At 73.8% G+C, this 26886-nt stretch carries 20 protein-coding genes and 1 pseudogene; 14 read left to right on the top strand and 7 right to left on the bottom strand.

Translation table 11 applies throughout. The features are described 5' to 3' along the window. The first annotated feature begins 134 nt into the window (after positions 1-134). A complete protein-coding gene (locus ACGF5G_RS20300) occupies positions 135-2510 on the top strand; it encodes a M28 family peptidase (RefSeq protein WP_393264859.1) in 2376 nt (791 codons plus the stop codon). Positions 2511-2529: 19 nt separating this feature from the next. Here ACGF5G_RS20300 and ACGF5G_RS20295 read toward each other — a convergent pair whose 3' ends face one another. The 3 genes from ACGF5G_RS20295 to ACGF5G_RS20285 form a co-directional block, all read right to left on the bottom strand. Beyond that, positions 2530-2784, bottom strand: a complete 255-nt coding sequence (locus ACGF5G_RS20295; RefSeq protein WP_013736060.1) for a Smr/MutS family protein — start codon at positions 2782-2784, stop codon at positions 2530-2532. Between the two features lie 288 nt (positions 2785-3072). Continuing rightward, positions 3073-3441: a tetratricopeptide repeat protein gene (locus tag ACGF5G_RS20290; protein ID WP_393264857.1), complete on the bottom strand. Its 369-nt coding sequence runs from the start codon at positions 3439-3441 to the stop codon at positions 3073-3075. Between the two features lie 95 nt (positions 3442-3536). Then, complete coding sequence (locus ACGF5G_RS20285) at positions 3537-4307, bottom strand: ROK family protein (RefSeq protein WP_393264855.1); 771 nt, start codon at positions 4305-4307, stop codon at positions 3537-3539. Between the two features lie 174 nt (positions 4308-4481). On the opposite strand from ACGF5G_RS20285, the gene ACGF5G_RS20280 reads away from it, so the two are divergent. The 3 genes and pseudogenes from ACGF5G_RS20280 (at position 4482) to ACGF5G_RS20270 (ending at position 7281) form a co-directional block, all read left to right on the top strand. After that, positions 4482-6119 (top strand): ABC-F family ATP-binding cassette domain-containing protein, encoded by a 1638-nt coding sequence (locus ACGF5G_RS20280; protein WP_393264853.1) that lies wholly within the window; start codon positions 4482-4484, stop codon positions 6117-6119. A 38-nt stretch (positions 6120-6157) separates the two neighbouring features. After that, positions 6158-6403 (top strand): annotated as a pseudogene (locus ACGF5G_RS20275) (hypothetical protein); the annotation flags it as partial. Positions 6404-6555: 152 nt separating this feature from the next. Further along, a complete protein-coding gene (locus ACGF5G_RS20270) occupies positions 6556-7281 on the top strand; it encodes a methyltransferase domain-containing protein (protein ID WP_393264851.1) in 726 nt (241 codons plus the stop codon). A 22-nt stretch (positions 7282-7303) separates the two neighbouring features. Here ACGF5G_RS20270 and ACGF5G_RS20265 read toward each other — a convergent pair whose 3' ends face one another. Beyond that, entirely contained in the window at positions 7304-8311 is a 1008-nt protein-coding gene (locus ACGF5G_RS20265) for a LacI family DNA-binding transcriptional regulator (protein WP_393264848.1), read from the bottom strand. Between the two features lie 136 nt (positions 8312-8447). Here ACGF5G_RS20265 and ACGF5G_RS20260 point away from each other — a divergent pair, with 136 nt between their 5' ends. From ACGF5G_RS20260 to ACGF5G_RS20230, 7 genes are all read left to right on the top strand, one after another. Beyond that, positions 8448-9962 (top strand): alpha-N-arabinofuranosidase, encoded by a 1515-nt coding sequence (locus ACGF5G_RS20260; protein ID WP_393264847.1) that lies wholly within the window; start codon positions 8448-8450, stop codon positions 9960-9962. A 59-nt stretch (positions 9963-10021) separates the two neighbouring features. After that, a complete protein-coding gene (locus ACGF5G_RS20255) occupies positions 10022-11350 on the top strand; it encodes an ABC transporter substrate-binding protein (RefSeq protein WP_393264844.1) in 1329 nt (442 codons plus the stop codon). Positions 11351-11356: 6 nt separating this feature from the next. Beyond that, positions 11357-12322: a carbohydrate ABC transporter permease gene (locus ACGF5G_RS20250; RefSeq protein WP_393264842.1), complete on the top strand. Its 966-nt coding sequence runs from the start codon at positions 11357-11359 to the stop codon at positions 12320-12322. Positions 12323-12332: 10 nt separating this feature from the next. Next, the gene (locus tag ACGF5G_RS20245) at positions 12333-13223 is read left to right on the top strand and encodes a carbohydrate ABC transporter permease (protein ID WP_393264839.1); all 891 of its coding nucleotides are present in this window, start codon (positions 12333-12335) and stop codon (positions 13221-13223) included. Continuing rightward, positions 13220-14236: a glycoside hydrolase family 43 protein gene (locus ACGF5G_RS20240; RefSeq protein WP_393264837.1), complete on the top strand. Its 1017-nt coding sequence runs from the start codon at positions 13220-13222 to the stop codon at positions 14234-14236. The genes ACGF5G_RS20245 and ACGF5G_RS20240 overlap by 4 nt, the downstream gene beginning before the upstream one ends. Before the next feature lie 330 nt (positions 14237-14566). Further along, complete coding sequence (locus tag ACGF5G_RS20235) at positions 14567-16228, top strand: glycoside hydrolase family 10 protein (protein ID WP_393264835.1); 1662 nt, start codon at positions 14567-14569, stop codon at positions 16226-16228. Between the two features lie 176 nt (positions 16229-16404). Then, complete coding sequence (locus ACGF5G_RS20230) at positions 16405-16941, top strand: phospholipase (RefSeq protein WP_393264832.1); 537 nt, start codon at positions 16405-16407, stop codon at positions 16939-16941. A gap of 83 nt (positions 16942-17024) precedes the next feature. Here ACGF5G_RS20230 and ACGF5G_RS20225 read toward each other — a convergent pair whose 3' ends face one another. Both ACGF5G_RS20225 and ACGF5G_RS20220 read right to left on the bottom strand, forming a co-directional pair. Next, entirely contained in the window at positions 17025-19853 is a 2829-nt protein-coding gene (locus ACGF5G_RS20225) for an ATP-binding protein (RefSeq protein WP_393264829.1), read from the bottom strand. Between the two features lie 172 nt (positions 19854-20025). After that, the gene (locus ACGF5G_RS20220) at positions 20026-20247 is read right to left on the bottom strand and encodes a zinc ribbon domain-containing protein (protein WP_393264827.1); all 222 of its coding nucleotides are present in this window, start codon (positions 20245-20247) and stop codon (positions 20026-20028) included. Between the two features lie 38 nt (positions 20248-20285). Here ACGF5G_RS20220 and ACGF5G_RS20215 point away from each other — a divergent pair, with 38 nt between their 5' ends. The 3 genes from ACGF5G_RS20215 (at position 20286) to ACGF5G_RS20205 (ending at position 26244) form a co-directional block, all read left to right on the top strand. Beyond that, on the top strand, positions 20286-21752 hold the full coding sequence (locus tag ACGF5G_RS20215) for a lytic murein transglycosylase (protein WP_393264824.1): 1467 nt from the start codon (positions 20286-20288) through the stop codon (positions 21750-21752). A gap of 72 nt (positions 21753-21824) precedes the next feature. Next, positions 21825-22841: a GNAT family N-acetyltransferase gene (locus tag ACGF5G_RS20210; RefSeq protein ID WP_393265036.1), complete on the top strand. Its 1017-nt coding sequence runs from the start codon at positions 21825-21827 to the stop codon at positions 22839-22841. Between the two features lie 97 nt (positions 22842-22938). Then, a complete protein-coding gene (locus tag ACGF5G_RS20205) occupies positions 22939-26244 on the top strand; it encodes a lamin tail domain-containing protein (protein ID WP_393264823.1) in 3306 nt (1101 codons plus the stop codon). 115 nt (positions 26245-26359) lie between these two features. Here the strand turns inward: ACGF5G_RS20205 and ACGF5G_RS20200 are convergent, their stop codons facing one another. Then, the gene (locus tag ACGF5G_RS20200) at positions 26360-26854 is read right to left on the bottom strand and encodes a multiprotein-bridging factor 1 family protein (protein WP_393265033.1); all 495 of its coding nucleotides are present in this window, start codon (positions 26852-26854) and stop codon (positions 26360-26362) included. Positions 26855-26886: the final 32 nt, after the last annotated feature.

Below are 26886 nucleotides of genomic sequence, written 5' to 3'. Positions count from 1 at the left end.
CGCAGGCGCGGGCATGGGCCGGATCACCGCCGCCGGGCGGCCCGGGCGCTGCCCCGCCCGTCCGGGGGAGTCCCGCGGGCGCCGCCCCGGTGCAGGATTGGTGCCACCCCTGGCCCCACCCCCGAGGAGTCCCCGTGGGCGCACCCACCACCCGCGCCGCCGACCGTGCGCTCGCCCGGCCACGCCGCCGGTTGGCCGCCGCCACGGCGGCGCTCGTCGCGCTCGTCGCCGTCGGCGCCGGCACGCTGCTCGACCTGCGCACCCCGGCGCCACGACCGGCCGACGCGCCGCCCGGCGAGTTCAGCGCGGGTCGGGCGTACGAGCACGTCAAGGTCGTCGCGGCGCGGACGCACGTGGCCGGCAGCCCGGCCAACGACCAGGTCCGCGCCCACGTCGAGGGGGTGCTGCGCGGCCTCGGCCTGGAGACGGAGGTGCAGGACACCGTCGCGCCCGAGGCCGGCCAGCTCAGCGGGGCGGCCGGCGGCGCCACCCTGGCCCGGGTCCGCAACGTGGTGGCCCGGCTCCCGGGCACCGATCCGACCGGCCGGGTCTTCCTCGTCGCGCACTACGACTCGGTCCAGTCCGGGCCCGGCGGCAACGACGACGCCGCCGGCACCTCGGCGATCCTGGAGGTGGCCCGCGCGCTGGCCGCCGGCCCCCGTCCGCGCAACGACATCGTCTTCGTGCTCACCGACGCCGAGGAGGCGTGCCTGTGCGGGGCGTCGGCGTTCGCGTCGGGCCACCCCCTGGCGGCCGACGGCGGGGTGGTGCTCAACCTGGAGGCGCGCGGCTCCACCGGCCCGGTGATCATGTTCGAGACCTCGCGGAACAACGCGGCGCTGGTGGACGCCTTCGGCCGGGGCGCGCCGCACCCGGTCGGCACGTCGTTCGCGGTGGAGATCTACCGGGCGCTGCCCAACGACACCGACTTCACCGCGTTCCTCGACGCCGACTTCGTCGGGCTGAACTCGGCGTACATCGACGGCGGGGCGATCTACCACACCCCGCTGGACACCCCGGCGGCCATGGACCGGGCCAGCCTCCAGCACCACGGCGACAACGCCCTCGGCCTCGCCCGCGAGTTCGGCCGGGTCGACCTGACGGCGCTGGAGTCCGGGCACGACGCCACCTACTTCCCGGTGCCCGGCGGGCTGGTCCGCTACCCCGGCTGGCTGAGCCTGCCGCTGGCGCTGCTCGCGCTCGCCGCCGTGGTGGCCCTCGGCTGGCTGGCTCGGCGGCGCGGCCGCGTCACCGGGGGCCGGCTCGCCGCCGGGTTCGGGCTGACGCTGGCACCGATCGTGATCGCCCCGCTCGCCGCCCAACTGCTCTGGGCGGCGGTCACCGCGGTCCGCCCCGGCCACGCCGAACTGCTCGACCCGTACCGGCCCGCCTGGTACCGGCTGGCCGTGGTGGCGCTCGCCGCCGCCGTCCTGTTCGCCTGGTACGCGCTGACCCGCCGCCGGGTCGGCCCGGCCGCGCTCGCGATCGGCGCGCTGGGCTGGCTGGCCCTGCTCGGGTTGCTGCTCGCCGTGCTGGTGCCCGGCGGGGCGTACCTGGTCACCCTGCCGGCCCTGGCCGGCGCGCTGGCCGGGCTGGTCGCGGTGAGCGCGCGGATCGACGGCCCGTGGCCGGTGGTCGCGGCGACCCTGGCCGCCGCGGTGGCCGTGGTGGTCCTGCTGCCCACCGCCGTACTGCTGTTCCCGGCGCTCGGCATGGCGATGGGCGGCGTCGCGGCGCTGGTCGCGGTGCTGCTCGGCCTGGCCGCGCTGCCGGTGGTCGACCTCCTGCACCCGCAGGCCGGCGGCCAGCGGGGCATGGTCGCCCTGCGCGCCCGCCGGCTCGGCGCGCTGCCGGCCGCAGCCGCCGCGCTGGCGACGGTGGTGTTCGCCGGGGTCGGGCTCGCCGTCGACCGCTTCGACGCCGCGCACCCCGCGCCCACCCACCTGATGTACGCCCTCGACGCCGGCACCGGGCAGGCCCGCTGGCTCTCCCACGAGGAGGACCCGCAGCCGTGGACCGACGGCTACGTCGACGGGGTCGTCGAGGTCGCCGACTTCCCCGGCCTCGGCGACGCCGAGCTGCGCGTCGGTCCGGCGCAGGCGGCGAACCTGCCCGCGCCGAAGCTGGAGGTGCTCTCGGACACCACCGCCGGCACCGAGCGCACCCTGCGCCTGCGGCTCGTCCCGCAGCGCCAGGTCCGCCTGGCCACCCTGCACGTCGACTCGGCGACCGCGACGGTGCTACGCGCGGAGGTGGCCGGCCGGTCGGTGCCGGCGGAGGCCCGGGAGGGCCGCTGGGGCTTCGGCGTGGTCTTCCACGCCCCACCGCCGGAGGGCGTCGAGGTGACCCTTACCGTCACGCCGAAGGCAGGGCAGATGGCGCTGCGCGCGATGGACGCCAGCGACGGTCTGGACGCGCTGCCCGGCTTCCGGCCCCGCCCGCCGGACGTGGGGGTGGTGGGCTCGCACAGCTCGGAGATGCTGGCCGTCGCCCGCACCTATTCCCTCTAGTCGCAGGAGCGTCCCGGCACTACTTCCAGCGGAAGTGCACGAAGAGGCGACCGAAGTTCTTCGAGTCCTTCTCGACGCGGTGATAGAGCTGCTTGACGTCCTTCTGGTCGAGGAAGCGCAGCACCCGCTTCTTGAGCTGGCCGGAGCCCTTGCCGGGGATGATCTCGACCAGGGTGGCCTTCTTCGCCACCGCCTCGTCCATGATCCCGCGCAGGGCCCGGTCGATGTCGTGACCCTTGTTGAAGATGTCGTGCAGGTCCAGCTTCAGCTTCATCGCGCAGCCACCGGCAGGTCACGTCCCATACCGCCGATGGTAGGCCGCCCGGCGCGCTCCGCCCCACCCCCGCACGGGTGGAACACCACGGTTGTCATCAGACCCGTTTGACAGCCACGGCGTTCCACTCGTCGCGCGAGCTACCCGGCGGCGCCCGGCGTTGCGCTGCGCTGGCTACCTGGCGGCGCCCAGTTTGCGCTGCATCCGGTGACGACCGTACGGACGGGGCAGTCCTGTCGAGCTGCCCCGTCCGTGCGCCCACTTCCCCGGGCGTCGGGTCGTCCGCCGTCAGCGACCGCCCGCGACCCGGGTCTGCACCCGGTCCAGGGCGGTGCGGTAGTCGTCGTTGCCGCTGTGCATCGCCGCCGCGATGCGCAGGTGCCGCAGCGCGTCGGCGGGCCGGTTCAGCCGCTCCAGCGTCCGGCCCAGCACGTGGTGGGCGTAGTGGTCGCTGGGGTCGCGGTCGACCAGTTCGCGGAGCTGCTCCTCGGCCCGGTTGAGCTGGGCCGACTGGAAGTACGCCCGGGCCAGCAGCTGCCGCACCGACGAGTTGTCGGGCTCGGCCGCCACGATCGGTTCGAGCAGCCGGGCCGCTCCGGTCGGGTCACCGGCCTCGAAGAACATGGTCGCCCGCCGGTACTCGGCCAGAAGATCCATTCGACCCACCCCCTCGTGTCACGCCGCCACTTCTCCCGACGCTGGCACAACACCCGGCGTACCGCGACTGTTCCCCGGGCGGAACGCGGGCGGGATCAGGTGGGGGCGCCGTGCCGGCCGGCGACCAGGTCCCAGGCGCGTACGCCGCCGACGATGCCCGCCGTGTTGGGCACCACCACCACGTCGTCGCCCATCCGGGCGAGCTGCTCGGGCCGGATCAGCCGCGAGTTGCCGCCGCCCAGGTAGAGCCGGTCCCAGCGGAACACCGGGCGCAGCCCGTCCACGACCTGCCGGATCCGGCGGGACCAGAACGCGTCCCCGAGTCGGCGCCGCTCCGGCTCCCCCACGTACGTGTCGTAGGTGGTGCCCCAGCGCACCGGGGCGTGGGACAGCTCCAGGTGCGGGGCGAGCACCCCGCCGTCGAAGAGCGCGCTGCCCAGCCCGGTGCCGAGGGTCAGCACCAGTTCGCAGCCAGTCCCGGCAACCACCCCGGCGCCGTGCACCTCGGCGTCGTTGAGCACCAGCGCCGGCACGCCGAACGCCTCGGCGAGCGCGGTCCGCGCGTCGTACCCGGACCACTCCGCCAGCAGGCCCGGGTCGACCTTCGAGCGGGGGCCGGAGCGGGTCACGTAGTGCGGGGTGGCGACCACCACGCCGTGCCGGATCATCCCCGGCATGCCGACGGTCAGCCGGTCCGCCGCGGGCAGCCGGCCGCCCAGGTCGAGAAGCGTCTTGACGAACAGGGCCGGCGGCAGCGGGTACGGCGTGGGCACCCGCAGCGGCCGGGCGCGCATCGTGCCCGCCTCGTCCAGCACGGACCCCTTGATCCCGCCGCCGCCACAGTCGATCGCCAGAGTGGTCACCACCCGAGCAGTGTGCCGTGCGCCTCCCGAGCCTGGTTCGCGATCTTGCACTTTCGGCCCCACGTTCGCGGCTTTCGCCCCACTCGTCCAGGCACGAAGTGCAAGATCGCGGAGGCGGTGGGGGTGGGGAGGGCGAGCGGGTGGGGAGGGGTGGGGGGCGGGATAGGGTCGCGGTTGATGAGCGCGACGATGATCGTCAAGGGGCTGGCCGCGGGGCACGGGGACCGGGCGCTGTTCTCGGGGCTGGACCTGGTGGTCGCACCCGGGGACGTGGTGGGGCTGGTCGGGCCGAACGGGGCGGGCAAGTCGACGCTGCTGCGTACCCTCGCCGGGTTGCTGCCGGTGGAGGCCGGGAGCATCGCGCTCAGCCCGCCCACGGCGAGCGTCGGGCACCTGCCGCAGGAGCCGGAGCGGCGCGCCGGCGAGACCGTCCGGGACTTCCTCGCCCGGCGCACCGGGGTCACCGCCGCGCAGGCCGCGCTGGACGCGGCGACCACGGCGCTCACCGACGGCGCGCCCGGCGCGGACGACGACTACGCCGAGGCGCTGGAGCGCTGGCTCGGCCTGGGCGGGGCGGACCTGGAGGAGCGCGCCGAACAGGTCGCCGCCGAGCTGGGCCTCACGGTCGACCTGGACCACCCGATGACCGGGCTCTCCGGCGGTCAGGCCGCCCGCGCCGGGCTGGCCTCGCTGCTGCTCAGCCGCTACGACGTCTTCCTGCTCGACGAGCCGACCAACGACCTGGACCTGGCCGGCCTGGAGCGGCTGGAGGAGTTCGTCACCGGGCTGCGCGCCGGCACGGTGCTGGTCAGCCACGACCGCGAGTTCCTCACCCGCACGGTGACCCGGGTGCTGGAGCTGGACCTGCACCAGCAGCAGATCCGGCACTACGGCGGCGGCTACGCCGCCTACCTGGAGGAGCGCGAGGTGGCCCGCCGGCACGCCCGCGAGGAGTACGAGGAGTACGCCGACACCCGGGCCGGGCTGGAGGCACGCGCCCGCACGCAACGGGCCTGGATGGAGAAGGGCGTGAAGAACGCCCGCCGCAAGGCCACCGACAACGACAAGATCGGCCGCAAGTTCCGCTCCGAGGCGACCGAGAAGCAGGCGGCCAAGGCCAAGCAGACCGAGCGGCTGATCGAGCGGCTGGAGGTGGTCGAGGAGCCCCGCAAGGAGTGGGAGCTGCGGATGGAGATCGCCGCCGCGCCCCGCGCCGGGGCCGTCGTGGCCTCGCTGCGCGACGCCGTCGTACGCCGGGGCGGCTTCACCCTCGGCCCGGTGACCCTCCAGGTCGACTGGGCGGACCGGGTGGCGGTGACCGGGGCGAACGGCTCCGGCAAGTCCACGCTGCTCGCCGCCCTGCTGGGCCGGCTCCCCCTCGACCAGGGGCACGCCGCGCTCGGCCCGGGCGTGGTGGTCGGCGAGGTGGACCAGGCCCGGGGGCTCTTCCTCGGCGACGCGCCGCTGATCGACGCGTTCCGCGCCGCCGTGCCGGACCTGTCGCCGGCGGACGCGCGGACGCTGCTGGCCAAGTTCGGCCTGCGCGCGGCGCACGTGCTGCGCCCGGCGGCGACCCTGTCCCCGGGCGAGCGGACCCGGGCGGCGCTGGCGCTGCTCCAGGGGCGCGGGGTGAACCTGCTGGTGCTGGACGAGCCGACGAACCACCTGGACCTGCCGGCCATCGAGCAGTTGGAGTCCGCCCTGGCCAACTACCCGGGAACGCTGCTGCTGGTCACCCACGACCGGCGGATGCTCGACGCGGTGCAGACCAACCGGCGGCTGCGGGTGGCCGCCGGACGGATCGCCGAGGATTGATCCGTGCCGACCCGCTCGCGGCGGGTGACAATGACCCCATGCTCAAGTGGGAGTACGCGCTGCTGGTCCGCCGCCGCCAGGCGGCCACCAACGACATCGGCTGGGAGGTCGTCTTCGTCTGGTACGGCCCGGACGGCTCCATGGTCGACGTGACGCCCTACGGCGACACCGCGCTGGCCCACCTGAACCGGGCCGGTGACCAGGGCTGGGAGTTGGTGGCCATGAGCGAGGACCCGTCCCTGCCCGGCAACAACGAGCTGCACCGCTACCACCTCAAGCGGCCCAAGCCGGCCGCCCCGCCGCCCCGGCAGCGGATGCGCGGCGGCGGTCGCCCCCGGCGGACGATCACCGGCTGACCGCCCCGGCTCACCGCACGGCGTGTCGCGGGGCATATCGGGCGGAGATCCGGGTATCGGCCCGCGGGAGGTGGACCCGGATGGTCGCGCTGGGACAGACCCCGCCCTCGGCCGAGCGGCTGCGGGCGATCGACGTATTCCTCGCCGAGGCGTGGGCCGACCAGGCCCGGCACGACGACCGGCTGCGCGACCTCCCGGTGGAGGTGCGTTTCGACCGGGGGGTGGCCCACCTCGACGGCGAGGTCGCGGAGCAGTCCGACCTGCGCCTGGTCCGGGACCGGGTGGGCCGGCTCGACGGGGTGTTCGGCGTCTGGTGCCGGGTACGCGTCGGCGGGCGCGACCCGGTCGTGGTCGACCTCGGCTGCGGCGCCACCAAGCAGTGGCCGGGCAACCTGGGGCTGGACATCTACCCCGCCCCGGGGGTGAACGCGGTGGCCGATCTCTCCGCCTCGCTGCCGCTGGCCGACGACTCGGTGGACGTGCTGTTCGCGGTGCACATCCTGGAGCACCTGGTCGACTTCCTGCCGCTGGTCGACGAGTGCCACCGGGTGCTCCGACCGGGCGGCGTGCTGCACGTGATGAGCCCGTGGTGGCGGCACGTGAACGCCGTCGCCGACCCGACCCACGTCCGGCTGCTCGACGTGCAGACCGTCAAGGGGATCTGCCTGCAGCGCCCCCCGGGCACCCCGCGCTGGTATCCGCTGCACGTCGGCTGCGACGGCGCCTCGATCTTCGCCGACCTCACCCCGCTGACCCCGGACGCGGCGGGCCCCACCCCCGCCCACCTGGCCCGCTTCTTCGACTGAGGGGGCGGACGGGCAGCCGGGGTCAGCGGCCGAGGGTGCTTTCGCGGGGGGTGAGGCGCCAGGGGGCGGAGAGTTCCCGGGGCGGCGCGCTGCGGTCGCCGTCGATGCGGCCCGCGAGCAGCTCCACGGCCAGCCGGGCGATGCGCTCCTTGTCGGGGGCGATGGTGCTCAGGGTGGGCACGGAGAACCGGCCGTCCTCGATGTCGTCGAAGCCGGCCACCGCGACGTCCTCGGGGACACGCAGTCCCGCCTCGTGCAGGGCGCGCAGGGCACCCAGGGCGAGGGTGTCGTTGAAGCAGAAGACGGCGTCGGGGCGTACGCCGGAGGCCAGCAGCGCGCGCATCGCGGCGGCGCCGTCCGCGCGGTGCCAGGCCGACGCGGGCGCCACCAGCCCCTCGTCGTAGTCGATGCCGGCGTCGGCGAGCGCGGCGGTGTAGCCGGCGAGCCGAAGCCGGGCGCTCGCCCCCTCCGGGGTGCGCTGCGAGCCGATGGCGGCGATCCGGCGGCGGCCGAGCCCGACCAGGTGGGCGGTGAGCTCCCGGGCGGCGCCCACGTTGTCGATCCCGACGTGGTCGGCGGGGCCGTGGTCGACCCGCTCGCCGAGCAGCACCATCGGGGTGCCGTCGAGCCCGGTCAGGTCCTCCGCGGTGAGCGCCAGCGGGCTGAAGATCAGCCCGTCGATCAGGTGCTCGGTGATGCCGGAGGCGACCACCCGCTCCTGCTCGCGGCCGCCGCCGGTCTGGTCGATGAGCACCGTCCAGCCCAGCTCGGCGGCGGCCGTGACGACGTGCCGGGCCAGCTCGGCGAAGTAGGGGATGTCCAGCTCGGGCACGGCCAGCGCGATCACCCCGGTGCGCCCCTTGCGCAGGTTGCGCGCGGAGAGGTTGGGCCGGTAGTTCAGCTCGGCGATGGCCTCCTCGACCCGGGCGCGGGTGTCGGGCCGGACGTGCACGTAGCCGTTGACCACGTTGGAGACGGTCTTGACCGACACGCCGGCCCGCTCCGCCACGTCCTTGAGCCTGTGTCGCACTGCGCCACCTCCCGCCATGACTGGGGACTTTACCTCGCGACCGGCTCTTTACAACGTTGCTTACAACGTTGTAGAAACCAGGGACACCGGGTGACCGCGGTCACCCGGGACCGCGACGAGGAAAGGTGGCACCCCCTTGCGGACCGCGCAGCTCACGATCGACCCCGCCTTCGCGATCGGGCCGGCCGACCGGCGACTCTTCGGCTCGTTCGTCGAGCACATGGGCCGCTGCGTCTACGGCGGGATCTACGAGCCGGGACACCCGGCGGCGGACGCGCGGGGGCTGCGCGGCGACGTGCTGGAGCTGACCCGGGAGCTGGGCGTCTCGGTGGTCCGCTATCCCGGCGGCAACTTCGTCTCGGGCTACCGCTGGGAGGACGGCGTCGGCCCGGCGGGCGACCGCCCCCGCCGGCTCGACCTGGCCTGGAAGACGATCGAGACGAACGCCTTCGGGCTCGACGAGTTCATGGCCTGGGCCGCCGAGGCGGGGGTCGAGCCGATGATGGCGGTCAACCTCGGCACCCGGGGCGTGCAGGAGGCGTGCGACCTGCTGGAGTACGCCAACCACCCGGGCGGGACGCAACTGTCGGACCTGCGCCGCAAGCACGGCGCCGAGGACCCGTACGGGGTGCGGCTCTGGTGCCTGGGCAACGAGCTGGACGGCCCGTGGCAGGTCGGCCACAAGACCGCCGACGAGTACGGCCGGCTGGCCGCCGAGACCGCCCGCGCCATGAAGATGATCGACCCCTCGATCAGCCTGGTCGCCTGCGGCAGCTCCAACCGGCGGATGCCCACCTTCGCCTCCTGGGAGGCGACCGTTCTGGAGCACACCTACGAGCACGTCGACTACATCTCGGCGCACACCTACTACGACCCGTCCGACGGCGACCGGGCCAGCATCCTGGCCTCCGCCGTCGACATGGACAACTTCATCCGGGACGTGGTCGCCACGGCCGACCACGTGGCGGCGAAGCGGCGGGACCGGCGCAAGCTCAAGGTCAGCTTCGACGAGTGGAACGTCTGGTACGAGTCCCGCCTCCAGGCCGACCTGGCCCGGCGCGGCTGGGTGGAGGCCCCGGCGCTGATCGAGGACGACTTCACCGCCGTCGACGCGGTCGTCGTCGGCGACCTGCTGATCACCCTGCTCCGGCACGCCGACCGGGTCGGGGTGGCCTGCCAGGCCCAGCTCGCCAACGTGATCGCCCCGATCCGCACCCGCACCGGCGGGCCGGCCTGGCGGCAGAGCGTCTTCCACCCGTTCGCGCTGACCGCCCGGCACGCCCGGGGCACGGTGCTGCGCACCGAGCCGGTCGGCCCGACCTACGAGACGAAGCGGTACGGCGCGGTCCCCGTGCTCGACACCGTCGCCGTGCACGACGAGGAGACGGGCGGGTTGACCGTATTCGCCGTCAACCGGGGCTCGGCCGACCTGGCGCTGGAGCTCGACCTGCGCGGCCTGCCAGGACTCTCCGTCTCATCCCACCTGAGCCTCGCCGCCGGGGACGACCCGACGGCGACGAACACCGAGGCCGAGCCCGACCGGGTGACGCCCCGGCAGTTGCCCACCCCCACCACCGACGGCGGCCGGTGCGCCGTGCGGCTGCCGGCCGTCTCCTGGAACGTGCTGCGCTTCTCCCCCGCCGCCGGCTGACGCCGGACCGGCCCTGGGCAGGCACAATTCATCCCCGTCCCCCAAGGAGTGAAACCCGCATGATGCAGAACGAGATGAGCCGGCGGCGCCTGCTCGGCCTCGGCCTCGGGCTCGGCGCCGCCGCCTCGCTGACTCTGGCCGGTTGCGGCGGCGACGACGACAGCTCGGGGCCGGCGGCCGGCAACGGCGGCAAGGACTACACCGGCCCGAAGGTGGACCTGAAGCTGTGGAACGGGTTCACCGGCGGTGACGGCGACATCTTCAAGGCGCTGGTGAACCAGTTCAACACCGAGCACCAGAACATCGCGGTCACAATCGCAACGTACGAGTGGGTGGACTACTACGCCAAGCTGCCCGGCGCCGCCTCCAGCGGCAGCGGCCCGGACATCGCGGTCATGCACGTGGACCAGCTCGCCACCTTCGCCGCCCGGGGCGTGATCACCGAGCTGGACGACGTCGCCAAGGCGCTGGAGCTGAGCGAGGGCGACTTCGCGCCCACCGTCTGGAAGGGCGGGCTCTACAACGACAAGCGGTACGGCATCCCGCTGGACATGCACCCGCTCGGCTTCTACTACAACAAGGGCGTCATGCAGAAGGCGGGTCTGGACCCGAACAAGCCGCCGACGACGAAGGACGAGTACACCGCCGCGCTGACCGAGCTGAAGAAGTCCGGCGTGCAGGGGTTCTGGGTCAGCCCGTTCCAGTTCACCGGCGGCATGACCTTCTACTCCCTGCTGCACCAGTGGGGCGGCAGGGTCTTCGACGCCGAGGCCACCAGGGCCACCTTCAACTCCGACCAGGCCGTCGAGGCGTGCACCTGGCTGGTCGACCTGATCAAGCAGGGCCACTCCCCGGCGAACGTCGGCCAGGACGCCGACTACCTGGCGTTCAAGAGCGGCAAGAACGCCTTCAACTGGAACGGCATCTGGCAGGTCAACGACCTGAAGAAGAGCCCGGAGATCCAGTGGGGCGTCGCGCCCCTGCCGCAGATCGGCAGCACGCCGGCGGCCTGGGCCAACTCGCACAACTTCACCATCGTCAAGCAGCGGGCCAACGACACGAACAAGGTCTCGGCGGCGAAGGTGTTCATCAACTGGCTCAGCCAGCACTCCCTCGACTGGGCCAAGGGCGGCCAGGTGCCGGCCCGCAAGACGGTCCGGGACAGCGCCGAGTTCAAGGCGCTGACCGAGGTCAACGCGCTCGCCCCCGAGCTGGAGTACGCGGCCTTCCCGCCGGCGGCCCCGGGCCTCGGCGAGGTCATGACGACCTTCTACAACTCGTTCAACGAGGCGGCGCTGGGCAAGAAGTCGCCGAAGCAGGCGCTGGACGACGGGGCGGCCAAGGCCAACAAGCAGCTCGAGGACAACCGCAAGAAGTACGGGAGCTGAGTTCCCGTGGCGGACGTGATCGAGGTCGGGGCGGCGCGCGACGGCGCGCCGCCCCCGGCGGGCGACGCCGCCCGCCGGGGCGCCCCGGCCCGCCGGACGGGGCGGCTGACGCCGTACCTCTTCCTCGCCCCGTACCTGGTCCTGTTCGGGGTCTTCGGCCTGCTGCCGATCGTGCTCGGCCTCTGGCTCAGCGTGCACCAGTGGGACTTCCAGCTCCCCCACCGGCCCTTCGTCGGGCTGGACAACTACGGGGAGCTGTTCTCCGGCGACTCGGCCGTCTACGGCGACTGGTGGCAGAGCGTACGGGCGACGGCGATCTTCACCGTCCTGTCGGTGCCCCTGCTGGTGGTCGTCCCGCTCGGGCTGGCACTGCTGCTGAACCGCTCGTTCCCCGGCCGGACCTTCTTCCGGGCGGTCTACTTCGCGCCGTACGTGCTGGGCGTGGCGGTGATCGGCCTGCTCTGGCGGTTCCTGCTCGACGCCAACCTCGGCCTGGTCAACCGGCTCGCCGGGATGGTCGGGCTGCCGGCCGACACCCCGTGGGTGACCGACGTGCCGTGGGCCTGGGTGTCGCTGGTCGGGGTGACCGTCTGGTGGACCTCCGGCTTCAACGCGGTGATCTACCTGGCCGGGCTCCAGGACATCCCGCCGGAGCTGTACGAGGCGGCGAAGGTCGACGGCGCGAGCACCTGGGAACGGTTCCGCCACGTCACGCTCCCCGGGCTGCGCCCGGTGCTGCTGTTCGTGATCACCACGACCGTGCTCGCCTCGGCGAACGTGTTCGGCCAGTCGTTCCTGATCACCCAGGGCGCGCCGGGCACGGAGACCCGCACCGTGGTCTGGTTCATCGTCGAGGAGGGGCTGCGGGACAACGACGCCGGCCGCGCCGCCGCGATGAGCATCGTGTTCGCCCTGATGCTGGCGGTGGTGAGCATCGCCAACTTCCGCCTCTTCCGCTACCGGGAAGACTGAGGGGACCGCCATGACGACGCCCACGCGCGCCCCCGCGCCGACCCGCGGCGCCGCCCCGACCGCCGGCTCCCGACCGGCGACCGGGCTGCGCCGGACCGCGCGCTACGCCACCCTGGTGGCGCTCGCCCTGGTCTTCCTGACGCCGCTGGTGTGGATGGTCATCACCTCGCTGAAGACCTACACCGGGGCCCAGCAGATCCCGCCGACCTGGCTGCCGAGCCCGGTCTCCGGGTACGGCTACGAGCAGATCCTGAACAACTCGGCGAACCCGGTGCTGCGCTGGTTCCTCAACAGCATGCTGGCCGCCACGCTGCACGCGCTGCTGGTGCTGGCGACCGCCTCGATGGCCGCGTACGCCCTGGCCCGGATGCGGTTCCGCGGTCGCGGGGTGCTGTTCGCGCTGATCGTCGGGACGCTGTTCATCCCGCCGACCTCGCTGATCATCCCGAACTTCCTGATCGTCGACGAGCTGGACTGGGTCGACACCCTGGCCGTGGTGGTCGTGCCCGGCGCGGCGAGCGCGTTCGGGGTGTTCTTCCTGCGGCAGTTCTTCCTCTCCCTGCCCCGGGAACTGGAGGAGGCCGCGGTGCTGGACGGGGCCAGCCAGTGGCAGATCTTCTGGAAGGTGGTGCTGCCGCTGTCGAAGCCGGCGCTGGCCACCCTCGCCGTACTGTCGTTCCTGACCAACTGGAACGACTTCCTCTGGCCGATCTTCGTGCTGTTCAGCCCGGAGATGCTCACCCTGCCGCCGGGGCTGGGCCTGCTCCAGGGCGCCTACAACACGGACTACCCGGTGATCATGGCCGGGGCGGTGCTGGCCAGCCTGCCGGTGTTGGTCCTCTTCGTCCTCGCCCAGCGGCACATCATCCAGGGCGTCTCCCGCAGCGGCCTGAAGGGATGACGGCCGGGACGACCGGGCGGCGCGGCGCGGCGGCGGTGCTCGCCGCCGCGCTGCTCGCCGCCGGCTGCGGCGGTGGCGAAGACCCTTCGAGTACGGGAGACGACGCGCGCATGTTCACCAACCCGGTCGTACTCACCGACGCGCCCGACCCGCAGGCGATCCGGGTGGGCGACACCTGGTACCTCTTCCACACCAACGCCGCCGGCCGCAACGTCCCGGTGCTCACCTCCCCCGACCTCGTCGACTGGATGCCGGCCGGGGACGCGCTGCCGGAGCTGCCGGCGTGGGCGGAGCCCGGGAAGAACTGGGCGCCCGAGGTGATCGAGCTGGCCCCGGACCGGTTCCTGCTCTACTACACGGTCGCCGGGCGCGAGTCCGGGCGGCAGTGCGTCGGCCGGGCGGTGGCGAGCGCCCCGCAGGGGCCGTACCGGGACGACTCGGCCGCCCCGCTGATCTGCCAGGCGGAGCTGGGTGGCGCGATCGACGCCAGCCCGTTCCGGGACGCCGACGGCAGCCTGTGGCTGCTGTGGAAGAACGACGGCAACGCCATCGGGGTGGACACCTGGATCTGGTCGCAGCGCCTCTCCGACGACGGGCTGCGCCTGGTCGGCGAGCCGGTGAAGCTGCTGAAGCAGACCGAGCTGTGGGAGGGGAACCTGATCGAGGGGCCGTTCCTCCACCGGCACGACGGAAAGCTGTTCCTGTTCTTCGCCGCCAACGCCTACGACCGCGCCGAGTACGCCGAGGGCTACGCGGTCTGCGAGTCGCCGACCGGCCCCTGCGTGAAGGCCCCGGAGAACCCGATCCTGGCGACCAACGGGGTGGCCTCCGGGCCGGGGCACGCCTCGATGGTGGTGGTGGACGGCCGCACCTGGCTGCTCTACCACGCCTGGCCGCCCGGTCAGGAGGGCACGGTCGACCCGGGCCGCCAGATCTGGCTCGACGAGGTCGTCTGGGAAGACGGCAAGCCCGTCGTCAAGGGCCCGACGGCGGGACCCCGACCGAGGCCCTGACCACGCGGTCGGCGACGGAGGGCGACCACCAAGGGGTTCCGGGGAGCCCGGCCCGCGCAGGGATCAAGCCTGACCGCCCGGAGCGGGCCGGGCTCCCCGGAACCCCACCCCCCGCAACCTGGCGTGCGCGGGTCGTCACCGTGCGCACGGTGAGACCGGCCACACGGCGGAGCCGGGCCGGACGGACGGATCGATCCGGCGCAGACCCTTGCGCCGGACCCACGAGGTGTGAAAATTTCCTACCAAGCGGCGGATTGCCGACGGCGAATCTTGCCGACAGCGCCGCGATCGACCCCCTGACACGGGAGCCCCAACGAAGGGACACACCGCATGAAGGCAACTCGGCTCGGAGCCGCCGGGCTGGCCGCCGCACTGCTCGGCGCGCTCGTCGCCGCCACCCCCGCGAGCGCTACGCCCGACGCGGCGACCACCGCCTCCACCACCACCTGCGTCACCGACCCGGCCACGCCGAAGCGGCAGTTCCGGGCCATGTGGATCTCCTCGGTCGTCAACATCGACTGGCCGACCAAGGCGTCCCAGACCTCGCCCGACCGCATCGCCACCCAGCAGGCCGAGTACCGCGAGCTGCTGGACCTCGCCGAGCGGCTCAACCACAACGCGGTGGTCGTCCAGATCCGGCCGACCGCCGACGCGTTCTGGCCGTCGCCGTACGAGCCCTGGTCGGAGTACCTGACCGGGGTCCGGGGCGAGAACCCGGGCTGGGACCCGCTGAAGTTCGTGGTCGAAGAGGCGCACAAGCGGAACCTGGAGTTCCACGCCTGGTTCAACCCGTACCGCGTCTCGATGCCGGCCCCGGGCGGCGCCGGCGCGGACATCAGCAAGCTCGCGCCGAACCACCCGGCGCGGGAGCACCCGGAGTGGACCTTCGCCTACCCGCCGGCCGGGGTGGCCGGCAGCCGGCTCTACTACAACCCCGGCATCCCGGAGGTCCGCGAGTTCGTCCAGACCGCGATGATGGACGCCGTCAAGCGGTACGACGTCGACGGCGTGCACTTCGACGACTACTTCTACCCCTACCCGAGCGGCACCCACCAGGTGCCCGACGACGCGACCTTCGCGGCGCACAACCGGGGCTTCACCAACAAGGCCGACTGGCGGCGGGACAACATCAACCTGCTGATCCAGGAGATGAACGCCAAGATCAAGGCCGAGAAGTCCTGGGTGAAGTTCGGCGTCAGCCCGTTCGGCATCTGGCGCAACCAGTCGGCCGACCCGCTGGGCTCGGACACCACCGGCAGCCAGTCGTACGACATCATCTCCGCCGACACCCGCAAGTGGGTCAAGGAGGAGTGGATCGACTACATCGTGCCGCAGCTCTACTGGTACATCGGCCAGTACCCGGCCGCCGACTACGCCCGGCTGGTGCCGTGGTGGGCGGACGTGGTCAAGGGCACCCGCGTGCAGCTCTACATCGGGCAGGCCGACTACAAGAGCGGTGACCCGGTCTACGGCTCCTTCTGGATGAACCCGCGCGAGCTGTCCGACCACCTGACGCTCAACCGGTCGCACCCCGAGGTGCTGGGCAACGTCCACTTCTCGGCCGTGCAGGTCCGGGCCAACCGGCTCGGCGCGACCGACATCTACGCCGCCGAGCACTACTCGCGGCCGGCGCTGATCCCGACCATGTCGCACCTGCCGTCGAAGCCGCTGCTCATGCCGGTGGTCACGAAGGCCGCGCGGCAGGACGACGGGGTCCGGCTGAACTGGCTCCAGCCGGCCGACGGCCAGGGCCCGCTCGGCACCGCCACGTCGTACGCGATCTACCGCTTCGACGGGACCGACCCGGCCGGCCGGTGCGACTTCGCCGACGCGGCGCACCTGGTCGACACGGTCCGCGCCGACGGCGACTCCCAGACGCAGTCCTGGGTGGACACCACCGCCGAGGCGGGCAAGCGGTACACGTACTACGTGACCGCGCTCGACCGGCTGGCGAACGAGAGCCCGGCCAGCCCGCCGGCGTTCGTCCGCTGACGTCCCACCGAATGCCCCGGGTGCCCCTGGCGCCCGGGGCATTCGTCTGTTTCGGCGTCTGTCACTAATTGTCGACGGACACGACACCTCCGGGAACGGTCATTGATCGAAACTGATCGAAATCCGGTGACCCGCCGGTAACCCCGTCCCACCCCCGACCCCCCGCGGAGGTAACCGTGCCCAGACGCCTCACCACCCTGCTCGCCTCGGGCGCGCTCGCGCTGCTCGTCCTGCTCGGCGTCGCCTCCCCCGCCGCCGCCGTCACGCCCACGCAGAAGCTGTCCGTCCTGTCGAGCTGGACCCAGACCAGCGCCACCAGCTACAACGCCTGGAACTCCGCCCGGCTGAACAAAGCCGCCTGGGCCGAGTACGCCTTCGACTGGTCGACCGACTACTGCTCGTCGAGCCCGGACAACCCGCTCGGCTTCAACTTCACCCTCTCCTGCTACCGGCACGACTTCGGCTACCGCAACTACAAGGCGATGGGCCAGTTCTCGGCCAACAAGTCCCGCCTGGACAGCGCCTTCTACGAGGACCTGAAGCGGGTCTGCGCCACGTACAGCACCGTCGTCCGGCCGGCCTGCTACAGCCTCGCCTGGACGTACTACCAGGCCGTCAGCGCCTTCGGCTCGGTCGCGGCGGTGAAGCAGGCCGACATCGACCGCGCCGCCCGGATGAAGGCCGACGCCGAGCGCCGCGCCGCCCTCCGCTGAGGCGGGTCGACCGGGGTTCCCGGCCCGCCTCCCCGGGGTGGGCACGGGAACCCGGTCGACGCCACGCCCCACCGAACCGCCGGTCAGGCGTGCTCGGTGTGGCGGTCGGGTGTGACGGGGCGACGGGGAGCCGGGCGGGCCCGATCCGCGCCGAACCTCGTCGAATCCGCCGACAGGTCCGGATGCTCCACGCCGAGCGCCAGCGCCGCCGCCTCCTCCAGCCCCAACTCGGTCCCCTCCCCGTACGCGACGTCGAAGACCGCGTCGCCCAGCGCCCGGCGCAGCTCCCCCTGCCGCTGCGCCCAGTACGCCCCGTAGATGCCCGGCGTGCAGCGCATGCTCGCCCGCGTCGCCCCCGCCGCGCCGAAGAGGCGGGCGGCCGTCGCCCCGTCGCCCCCGGCGGCGCAGCGCACCGCGACCGCGTTGAGCGTGTCACAGGCCCGGCCGTGGAAGCCGTGACTCATCCGGGACCGGAGCGCCACCTGGAGGTGCTCGTGCGCGGCGACCAGATCGCCGCGGGCCAGGGCCACCATCCCGAGCAGCATGTCGACCGAGCGCCGCCCCCGCTCGACCGGGCGGGCCGCCTCGACCGGGCGGGCCGCACCCAACAGCTCGGCGGCCTCGTCCAGGGCGCCCCGCCGCCAGAGCAGCTCGGCCAGGCTGAACACGGCGAACAGCGCGTCGCCGACCACCTCCTGGTCGTACGCCCAGTCGATGACCTCCCGACAGACCCGCTCGGCCTCCGCGAACTGTCCCATGTCGACCAGCGGGGCCGCCCGCCCGGCGAGGACCCGGGCGAGCAGGCCGGTGTCGCCGGCCTGCCGGGCCGCCGCCTCCGCCCGCTGGGAGAACCGCAGCTCCTCGGCGAACTCGCCGTCCGCGCCGGCGTGCAGCGAATGCATGTGGTACGCCGCCGCCAGCTCGGCCTCCGGGATCCGCTCACCGGTCTCGGCGATCCGTCCGTACAGCCGGAACAACCAGAGCCGCCCCTCCCGGGCCAGGCCCCGCTCCCGCCACCACTGGTCCAGGCCCCCGGCCAGCCGCAGCCCCGCCCGGGCGCTGCCGCCGGTCGCGCACCAGCGCAGCGCGGCGCGCAGCTCGCCGGCGAGGGGATCGAGGGCGTAGAGCGACAGCGTGACCGGCTGCCCGTCCGGGCCGAGGTGCGCCCGCTCCAGCGCGTGCGCCGACCAGGCAACGTGCCGGTCCCGGGCGGCCCGCTCCTCCCCCGCCTCCGCCAGCCGCCGGGCCGCGTACGCCCGGATCGGGTCGAGCATCCGGTAGGTGCTGCCCGAGGCGTGCGGCTCGGCCAGCACCATCGACTTGTCGACCAGCACGGAGAGCGGGTCGAGCGGGTCGGCGCCGAGCAGCCACTCCACCGTCGACAGGTCCACCGGGCCGGCGAAGACCGCCAGCCAGCGCAGCAACCGGGCGGCGCGCGGCCCCAGCGTCCGGTACGACCAGGTGACCGTGGCCTGCATGGTGAGGTGCCGTTCGGTGGCGGACCGCTGCACCGCCCGGGTCGCCGGGGTGGGCGGCGGCACCCCGACGGCCGCCGCGACCAGGTCCACCGTGTCCTGCTGGTTGCCCGTCCACGCCCGCTCCACCGGGGGCGGCTCCGGGTTCTCCCGGCCCGCGTCCAGCGTGCCGAGCACGTCGTCGAGGCGCTCGGCGAGCTGGCCGACCGAGAGCACCCGCAGCCGGGCGGCGGCCAGCTCGATGGCGAGCGGCAGCCCGTCCAACCGCCGCACGACCCGGCGCAGGTCGGCCGACTCGGCCGGGTCCGGCTGCCGGCCACCCCGGGCCGCCGCCGTCCGGTCCAGCAGCAGCGCGACCGCGTCGCTCTCCGCGCCGTCCGCCGGCGGGTCGACCGACAGCGGCGGGATCCGCCAGACCACCTCGCCGGGCAGGCCGAACGACTCCCGGCTTGTGGCGAGCACCCGCACGCCCACCCCGCCGGCGAGCAGCCGCGAGATCATCTCGGCCGAGGCCGCCGGCTGGGCGTCGCAGGTGTCCAGGACGACCAGCATCCGGCGCGCGGCAGCGTACTCCACCAGGGTCTCGACCATCGGGCGGCCGGGCTCGGGACGCAGGCCGAGCACGGCGGCGACCGCGAACGCCACCAGGCCCGGGTCGGTCACCGCGGCGATGTCGACGAACCAGACGCCGTCCGGGTACGACTCCACCAGGTCGGTGCCCAGTTCCACGGCGAGCCGGGTCTTGCCCGCCCCACCCGCCCCGAGCACGGTGACCAGCCGGTGCGCCTCCACCAGCCGGCGCAGCTCGACGCGTTCGGCCTGCCGGCCCACGAACGAGGTCACCTGGGTGGGCAGGTTGTGCGCGACCGCGTCGGCCGTACGCGGCCGCGGGAACTGCCGCTCGATGCCCGGGGCGACCAGTTGGAAGAGCCGTTCCCGGTCGTCGAAGCCGCGCAGCCGGTGCAGGCCCAGGTCGAGCAGGGACGCGCCGGCCGGCAGCGGGTCGGCGTGCCGCGCCGTCGACGCCGAGCAGAGCACCTGCCCGCCGTGCGCGGCGGCGGCCACCCGGGCCGCCCGGTGCACCTCCGGGCTGGCGTACTCGCCGTCGCGCGGCTCGGCCCAGCCGGTGTGCAGCCCCATCCGGACCCGGGGCACGGCCTCGGCGGTCGGCCACTGGTGGCTGGCCAGCGCCCGCTGCGCGGTGAGGCAGGCGGTCAGCCCGGCGGTCGCGTCGCCGAACGCGAGGAAGAACGAGTCCCCCTCGGTCAACAGCTCCGCGCCCTCGGTGGCGGCGATCGTCCGGCGCAGCAGGCGGCGGTGCTCCCGCAGCACCGGCCGGTAGTCCGGCCCGAGGAGCTGGGCCAGCCGCGTCGAGCCCTCGATGTCGGTGAAGACGAAGGTCACCCACCCGCTGGGGAGGTGGATCCGTGGCGACATGCGTGGGACCTCCCCGTGACGTCGGACTCATGCTGCCTGATACTGGATCGTCACGCATCGTGAGAACGGCCGGCCGGGCTCGGACTCAAGGGGCCCGGCGGCCCCGGCGCGGACGAACGGGGTCGGCCGACGGGCGGGCGGAGGCCGACGAGTCAGCAGCCGTGGCCACCACTCAGCAGCCGCAGCCACCGCCGCAGCAGCCACCACCACCGGCCGGAGCGGCCACGCCGCCGGCCGCGCCGCCACCCCGACCGGTGACCGAGACGGTGGAGAGGAGCTTGACGGTGTCCGTGTGTCCCCACGGGCAGGGCGCCGGCTCGCCGGCCTGCGACATCGGACGGTTGACCTCGAAGGTGTCGCCGCAGGCGCGGCAACGGAACTCGTACCGGGGCATGACTCCAGGGTACGGCCGGGCCTGACGCCCGAGGAGACATGGGTGATACTCAACTTGTGGTGGACGGCGAGGACAGATCGACCCATCGGCCCCTGCGACCGGCCGTGCCGCCCGACGGGCCACCCGCCGGCTCCGGGGTCGCACCGGGGTCGTCGGCGCGCCTGCCCCGGCCCCGCCGCCCCTGGCTGAGGTCCGAGGCCCCCGCCGGTGCCGACACCCCGACGACGGCACCCGCCGAGCCCGCTCCGACGCCGACCGGGCCGTCGGCCACCCCCGCCGCACCGTCCGCCCCGGACGTCCCGTCGGCCGCGGCGGCGCCGGCCGCCGCCGGGAAGCCGAGCGCCGACACCGAGCCGCCGGCCGCCGCGAAGCCCGGTGCCGCCGCCGGCACGTCGACCGCCGACACCAAGCCCACCGACACGTCCGCCGCCGACACCAAGCCCAGTAGCACGTCGACCGCCGACACCAAGCCCGGCGACCCCGGGAGCGGTGCCGGGGGCGGCTCGGCCGTGGCGACGTCGGCGGAGAAGAGCGACCTCACGGCGACGAAGGTGGACGTGCTCACCAACGGGCCGGCCGCGCGAGCCCGGCGGCGCCGGGTGCCGTTCGCGCACGCCGTACGCCTGCCGCCGCCTCGCCAGGCGGCGGCAGCCGCGGTCCGGGCGACCCGGGACTGGTCGCGGCGCCCCAGCGGGCGGCTCACCCTGCCCGGGGTGTTCCTGCTCGCCCTGGTCTCGGCGACCGCCGCGGCGGGCGCGCTGCTGGTGCCCGCGACGGTCCGCGCGCCCCGTCCGGTCGCCGACGCCGCCTCCGTCGCGCCGACGGCCGGCCCGCAGGAGCCGCTGCCCGGCGGGCTGCCGCTGCCCACCCAGACGGTGCCGCCGCTCGGCACGGTGCCGACCGGCCCGGCCGTCGGCGGGGTGACCACCGGCCGGCCGTCGGACGCCCTCGCCGGCTGGGCCGCGCAGGTCGGGCCGAAGGTCGGCATCTCGCCGGTGGCCATGCAGGCGTACGGCTACGCCGAACTGGTGCTCGCCCAGACCAACCGCAGTTGTGGCCTGAGCTGGACCACGCTGGCGGCCATCGGCTTCGTCGAGTCCGGGCACGGCCAGGCCAACAACGCCCGGCTCGGGCAGGACGGCAAGGCGCTGCCCGAGATCATCGGCCTGCCGCTGGACGGGCAGGGCAACCGGATGCGCATCCCCGACACCGACGGCGGCCGGCTGGACAAGGACACCACCTTCGACCGCGCGATCGGGCCGATGCAGTTCATCCCCACCACCTGGCAGGAGATCGGGGCGGACGCCGACAACGACGGCGTCAAGGACCCGCACGACCTGGACGACGCCGCGCTCGCCGCCGGCAACTACCTCTGCAAGGGCAGCCGGAACCTCACCATCCCGGCCGACTGGTGGAACGCGATCCTGTCGTACAACGACGTCCGCCAGTACGCCCAGGACGTCTTCGACACCGCCAACCGGTACGGACAGGCCAGCCGCACGTGAAGTGATCGTCCGCATACATTGGAGAACCGGACACTTCCCCCGGGCAGCGGTTAGCGGCAAGCTAGACAGGTGATGGTGCGCGAGTGGGACCCCGGGACCGCGTCGTCCGCCGAGATCGCGTCGCTGCTGGACACGCTCAACGCGGTCCTGGCGGTCGACCTGCCGCGGGATCCACCGTGGCGGGAGAGTTCCCTGCGGGAATACCTCTCCGAGGTGATGCCCGGCGAGCGGCGGATCTCCTGGGTGGCCCAGGCGGAGCCGGCCGCCGGCGGAGCGCCGGGGCCGATCCTCGGCCAGGTGAACGTGCTCCTGCTCGGCGACATCGGCGTGCTGGAGGTGCTGGTGCACCCCTCCCGGCGGCGCGGCGGGCTCGGCCGTGACCTGGTCCTGGTGGCCGCCCGGCGGGCCTACCAGGAGGGCTTCCAGTCGATCGGGGTCGAGGTGGTCGGCGACACGCCGGCCGTCGCCTTCTACGAGTCGCTCGGCTTCTCTAAGGAATACGTCGAGACCCGAAGCGTGCTCGACCTGTCCGCGGTGGACTGGGCGGAGCTGTCCGAGATGGCCGCCGGCATCGGCGCGGGCTACCACCTGGAGTTCTGCCCCGGCGGGCCGCCGGACGACCTGATCGACGCGTACGCGCGGGCCAAGGCGGAGGTGCGCGACGTCGACGACGGCGAGCTGCGCCCCAGCTCGTACGACCCACAGCGGCTGCGGGACAGCCTGGACTGCCTGCACCGGCGGGGCATGAAGCCCTACATCGTGCTCGCCCTCCACGAGCAGACCGGGGAGGTGGCCGGCCTGACCGAGGTGGTGGTGCCCGCCCAGCACCCCACCCGCGCCGACCAGTACGACACCATCGTCGTGCAGGACCACCGGGGCTACGGCATCGACCGGGCGATCAAGGCGCGGATGCTGCTGGAGCTGCGCTCGGCGGAGCCGAGGCTGACCGAGGTGCAGACCTGGAACGCACAGGCCAACGAGGCCATGCTCAAGGTCAACGCCGAGTTGGGCTACCGTGCGGACCGCGAGTGGTGTGAATACAGCGTCGACGTGGCCGAGCTGGTGCACCGCCTCGACGCCGGACGCTGACCGGAGAGTTCACGAAACCGACCGGTGGGGGATGGACGACGGTCAGCGGAGCCCCTTAACGTGCGTTAGTTCCCCGTCCACCCATCGTGGAGGCCCCATGCGCCCGCGCCGCACTCTTGCCGCGCTCGCGACCGCCACCGCCGCCGTGACCGTCGCGGCTGTCGGCGTCGCACCCACCGCGGCCAGCGCCGCGCCCACCGACCTGTTCATCTCGGAGTACGTCGAAGGCTCGTCGAACAACAAGGCGATCGAGCTGTTCAACGGCACCGGCGTCGCCGTCGACCTGGCCGCCGGCGGCTACCAGCTCCAGTTGCACTTCAACGGCTCCACCACCCCGACGAACGTGGCGCTGACCGGGACCGTCGCCGCCGGCGACGTCTTCGTCTTCGCCTCCGCCTCGGCCGCGCCGGCGATCCTGGACCGGGCCGACCAGACCACGACAGCCGGCCTGTTCAACGGCGACGACGCGATCGTGCTGCGCCGGGGCGGCACCGTGCTCGACTCGATCGGCCAGGTCGGCGTCGACCCGGGCACCGAGTGGGGCACCGGCGTCACCAGCACCGAGAACAACACCCTGCGCCGGTTGCCCGCCGTGACGTCCGGCGACACCGACCCCTCGGACGCGTTCGACCCGGCCGCCCAGTGGGCCGGCTTCCCGGTCGACACGTTCGACGGGCTCGGCGCGCACACCGTCGACGGGGGCGGCCCGGTCGACGCGCCGGCGACGCTCACCTGCGGCCCGGCGCTGGTCACCCCGGCCGGCACGGCGGCGACCCGGGAGGTCACCGCCACCGACGCCGACGACCGGATCGTCGACTTGTCGGTCACCTCGGTCAGCCCGACCCCGGCCACCGGCTCCGTCAGCCGCACGGCCGTCACCCCGGCCGACGCGGTCGGCGGCACCGCCCGGGCCACGGTCGCCACGAGCGCCGACCTGGCCGCCGGGGCGTACACGGTGGTGCTGACCGCGACCGACGCGGACGGCGGCACCGCCACCTGCACCCTCGCCGTGCAGGTCACCCGCGAGCTGACGGTCGGCGAGGTGCAGGGTCCGACCACCGACGGCGAGTCCGGCCCGGCCGACCGGTCCCCGCTCGCGCCAGCGTCCGGCAACGGCACCAGCAGCACGCTGTACGACGTGCGCGGCGTGATCACCCAGCTCACCCTGGCGCGTGACTCGTCGGGCCGGGACCAGCGCGGCTTCTTCCTGCAGAGCCGGTCCGGCGCCACCGACGGCGACCCGGCCAGCTCGGACGGCATCTTCGTCTTCATGGGCTCGTTCACCTCGCTGATCGGCGGCTACGTGCCGACGGTCGGCGACGAGGTGGTGCTCCGGGCCCGGGTCTCCGAGTACTTCAACTTCACCCAGCTCTCCGGCGCGTCGCTGGTGCGCAAGCTCGCCTCCGGCGTCGACGTGAACGCCGAGGTCGAGGTGGCCGACGCGGTGCCGCCGGTCGAACTGGCCGACGCGCAGCGGTTCTGGGAGCGGCACGAGGGCACCCGGCTGCGGGTGCGGGCCGGCAGCGGCGCCGTGAGCGGGCGGAACGTCTTCGCCTCCACCGCCGACGGCGAGATCTTCGTTATCGACCGGGACGACCCGCTGCTGGATCGCGCCGACCCGTACGCGCGCCGGGTGTTCCGGGACGCGCACCCGCTGGACAACGACCCGGGCCGCCGCTTCGACGACGGCAACGGCCAGCGCATCCTGCTCGGCAGCATGGGCGTCAAGGGCACCACGGGCGACAGCAGCGCGCTGCTCCCGCCCGCCCGCACCTTCGACACGCTGACCGCCGACGTGGTCGGTGGCCTCTACTACTCGTTCGAGAAGTACGGCGTGCAGGTCGAGCGGGCCGAGTTCACCGGCGGGACCGACCCGTCCACGAACAACCCGCCGCAGCCGGCCAAGCGGTCGGAGGAGGTCGCGGTCGCGACCTACAACGTCGAGAACCTGTACGACTACCGCGACGACCCGTTCGACGGCTGCGACTTCGCCGGCAACGCCGGCTGCACCGGGGTACGCCCGCCGTTCGACTACGTCCCCGGCAGCGAGCAGGAGTACCGCGACCAGCTCGCCGCGCTGGCCGACCAGATCACCACCGACCTGCACTCGCCCGACCTGATCCTCGTGCAGGAGGCGGAGGACCAGGACATCTGCGCGGTCTCCGGCGGTGAGCTGGTGTGCGGCACCACCAACGACGCGGACGGCGCGCCGGACACCCTCCAGGACCTGGCGCTGACCATCGCGGCGAGCGGCGGCCCGGCCTACGCGGCCGCGTACGACCGCAGCGGCGCGGACGCGCGGGGCATCACCGCCGCGTTCCTGTACCGCACCGACCGGGTGTCGCTGGCCGAGGCGACCGCCGGCGACCCGCTGCTGGGCTCGGCGCCGACGGTGCAATATCGCGGCGCGGGGCTGCCGGGCAACGCGGACGTGCAGAACCCGAAGGCGCTCAACGCGGTGCTTCCCGCCGACGTGGACACGTCCACCGGTAAGGACGGCGACAACGTCTTCACCCGTGCCCCGCAGCTCGGCAAGTTCACCGTGGCCGCCGCGCCCGGGTCGACCGAGCGGTACACCCTGTGGGCCGCGAGCAACCACTACTCCTCCGGGCCGGACAGCCGGGTCGGGCAGCGCCGGGAGCAGGCCGCGTACGGGGCCGCGATCGTCACGGCGATCGAGGCGTCGGACCCGGACGCGCGGGTGGTGTACGGCGGGGACCTGAACGTCTTCCCCCGCCCCGACGACCCGTTCCCCGCGGCCGGGGACCAGCGGCTCAGCGCCACGGCCGCGGAGCCCACCCCGTCGGACCAGCTCGGGCCGCTGTACGAGGCCGGCATGCGCAACCTCTGGGACGATCTGCTCGCCGACGCCCCGTCGTCCGCCTACTCGTACAGCTTCGAGGGGCAGGCGCAGACGCTGGACCACCTGTTCGTGAACGGCGCGCTGCACCGGGACCTGGTCCAGATGCGGGCGGCGCACATCAACGCCGACTGGCCGGCCGAGCACGCCGCTGACGGCACGCGCGGCTCCAGCGACCACGACCCGCAGGTGGCCCGGTTCCGGTCGCGGGCCTCGCTCAACGTCGGGGACGTGTCGGTGGCCGAGGGCGACCGGGGCACCCGCCCGCTGACCTTCACGGTCACCGTCTCGCGACCGCTGTCCCAGCCGGTGCTGCTCTGCGCCGCCACGTACGGCACCACGGCCCAGGCCGGCGCCGACTACGACCCCTACGTCGGTTGCAAGGTCCTGGCCGCCGGGCAGACCTCGCTGGCCTTCCCGGTGACCGTGCGCGGTGACCGCAAGCGGGAGGCCGACGAGAAGCTGACGCTGCTGGTGACGGGCGTGCCGGGGCTGCGCCTCGCCGACCCGGTCGCGGTGGGCACCATCGCCGACGACGACTGACGTCGCCCGGACAGCCCCTCCGGCTGCGCGTACCGACGGCCCGCCCGCCAGGAAGCACCTGGCGCGCGGGCCGTCGGCCCTTTCAACGGGCGATGGGCCGACGGGGACGATGGTTTCACGGGAACCGGCGATCGTGCCCGCACGCGCGCGGCGGCGGGGGCACGTTGCGGTACTTGGCCACCCGTACCTCCCACTGGCTGCGCCGCCGCATGGCGTCCCGGACGGCGCGATTGCGGTAGAACGTCTCCGGCGGGCGGGCCAGCCCGTAGAGGTCCGCCCACCACTCCCCGGGCTCGGGGTCGAGGATGGTGTCGAGGTGCGACGGGTAGCGGCGTTCCGCCCCGTCGCGGGTGTCGTCGCGGTCCCGCATCGGTTTCAGCACCCGCCCGAACTCGTCGACCACCGCCAGCCGGAACCCGGCGACCCCGATGACGCGGCGCAGGAGCAGGATGCTCGGCACCAGCCGACCCGCCTCGATCCGCCCCACGGTGGCGTGGTGCACCCCCGCCCACCGAGCCAGCTCCCGCTGGCTCAGGTCGGCGCGACGCCGGATCGCGCGGACGATGCCGGCGGCGGGCCACGGAATGTCGAACGGCTCGGTCAGCAGCACGGGCGGTTCGTCGGAACGCGGTTGGTCTTCGC

Origin of the sequence: Micromonospora sp. NPDC047730 (assembly GCF_043204765.1) — a bacterium.
Taxonomy (GTDB): Bacteria; Actinomycetota; Actinomycetes; order Mycobacteriales; family Micromonosporaceae; genus Micromonospora.
The sequence above is the reverse complement of the archived record's forward strand: the minus strand, read 5'-3'. Positions and strand labels throughout refer to the sequence as shown.

Coding starts and splice junctions, on each gene's coding strand:
- ACGF5G_RS20295 (WP_013736060.1), bottom strand. CDS start 2,784: ATGAAGCTGAAGCTGGACCTGCACGACATCTTCAACAAGGGTCACGAC.
- ACGF5G_RS20290 (WP_393264857.1), bottom strand. CDS start 3,441: ATGGATCTTCTGGCCGAGTACCGGCGGGCGACCATGTTCTTCGAGGCC.
- ACGF5G_RS20280 (WP_393264853.1), top strand. CDS start 4,482: ATGAGCGCGACGATGATCGTCAAGGGGCTGGCCGCGGGGCACGGGGAC.
- ACGF5G_RS20270 (WP_393264851.1), top strand. CDS start 6,556: ATGGTCGCGCTGGGACAGACCCCGCCCTCGGCCGAGCGGCTGCGGGCG.
- ACGF5G_RS20255 (WP_393264844.1), top strand. CDS start 10,022: ATGATGCAGAACGAGATGAGCCGGCGGCGCCTGCTCGGCCTCGGCCTC.
- ACGF5G_RS20245 (WP_393264839.1), top strand. CDS start 12,333: ATGACGACGCCCACGCGCGCCCCCGCGCCGACCCGCGGCGCCGCCCCG.
- ACGF5G_RS20240 (WP_393264837.1), top strand. CDS start 13,220: ATGACGGCCGGGACGACCGGGCGGCGCGGCGCGGCGGCGGTGCTCGCC.
- ACGF5G_RS20235 (WP_393264835.1), top strand. CDS start 14,567: ATGAAGGCAACTCGGCTCGGAGCCGCCGGGCTGGCCGCCGCACTGCTC.
- ACGF5G_RS20225 (WP_393264829.1), bottom strand. CDS start 19,853: ATGTCGCCACGGATCCACCTCCCCAGCGGGTGGGTGACCTTCGTCTTC.
- ACGF5G_RS20220 (WP_393264827.1), bottom strand. CDS start 20,247: ATGCCCCGGTACGAGTTCCGTTGCCGCGCCTGCGGCGACACCTTCGAG.
- ACGF5G_RS20215 (WP_393264824.1), top strand. CDS start 20,286: ATGGGTGATACTCAACTTGTGGTGGACGGCGAGGACAGATCGACCCAT.
- ACGF5G_RS20210 (WP_393265036.1), top strand. CDS start 21,825: ATGGTGCGCGAGTGGGACCCCGGGACCGCGTCGTCCGCCGAGATCGCG.
- ACGF5G_RS20205 (WP_393264823.1), top strand. CDS start 22,939: ATGCGCCCGCGCCGCACTCTTGCCGCGCTCGCGACCGCCACCGCCGCC.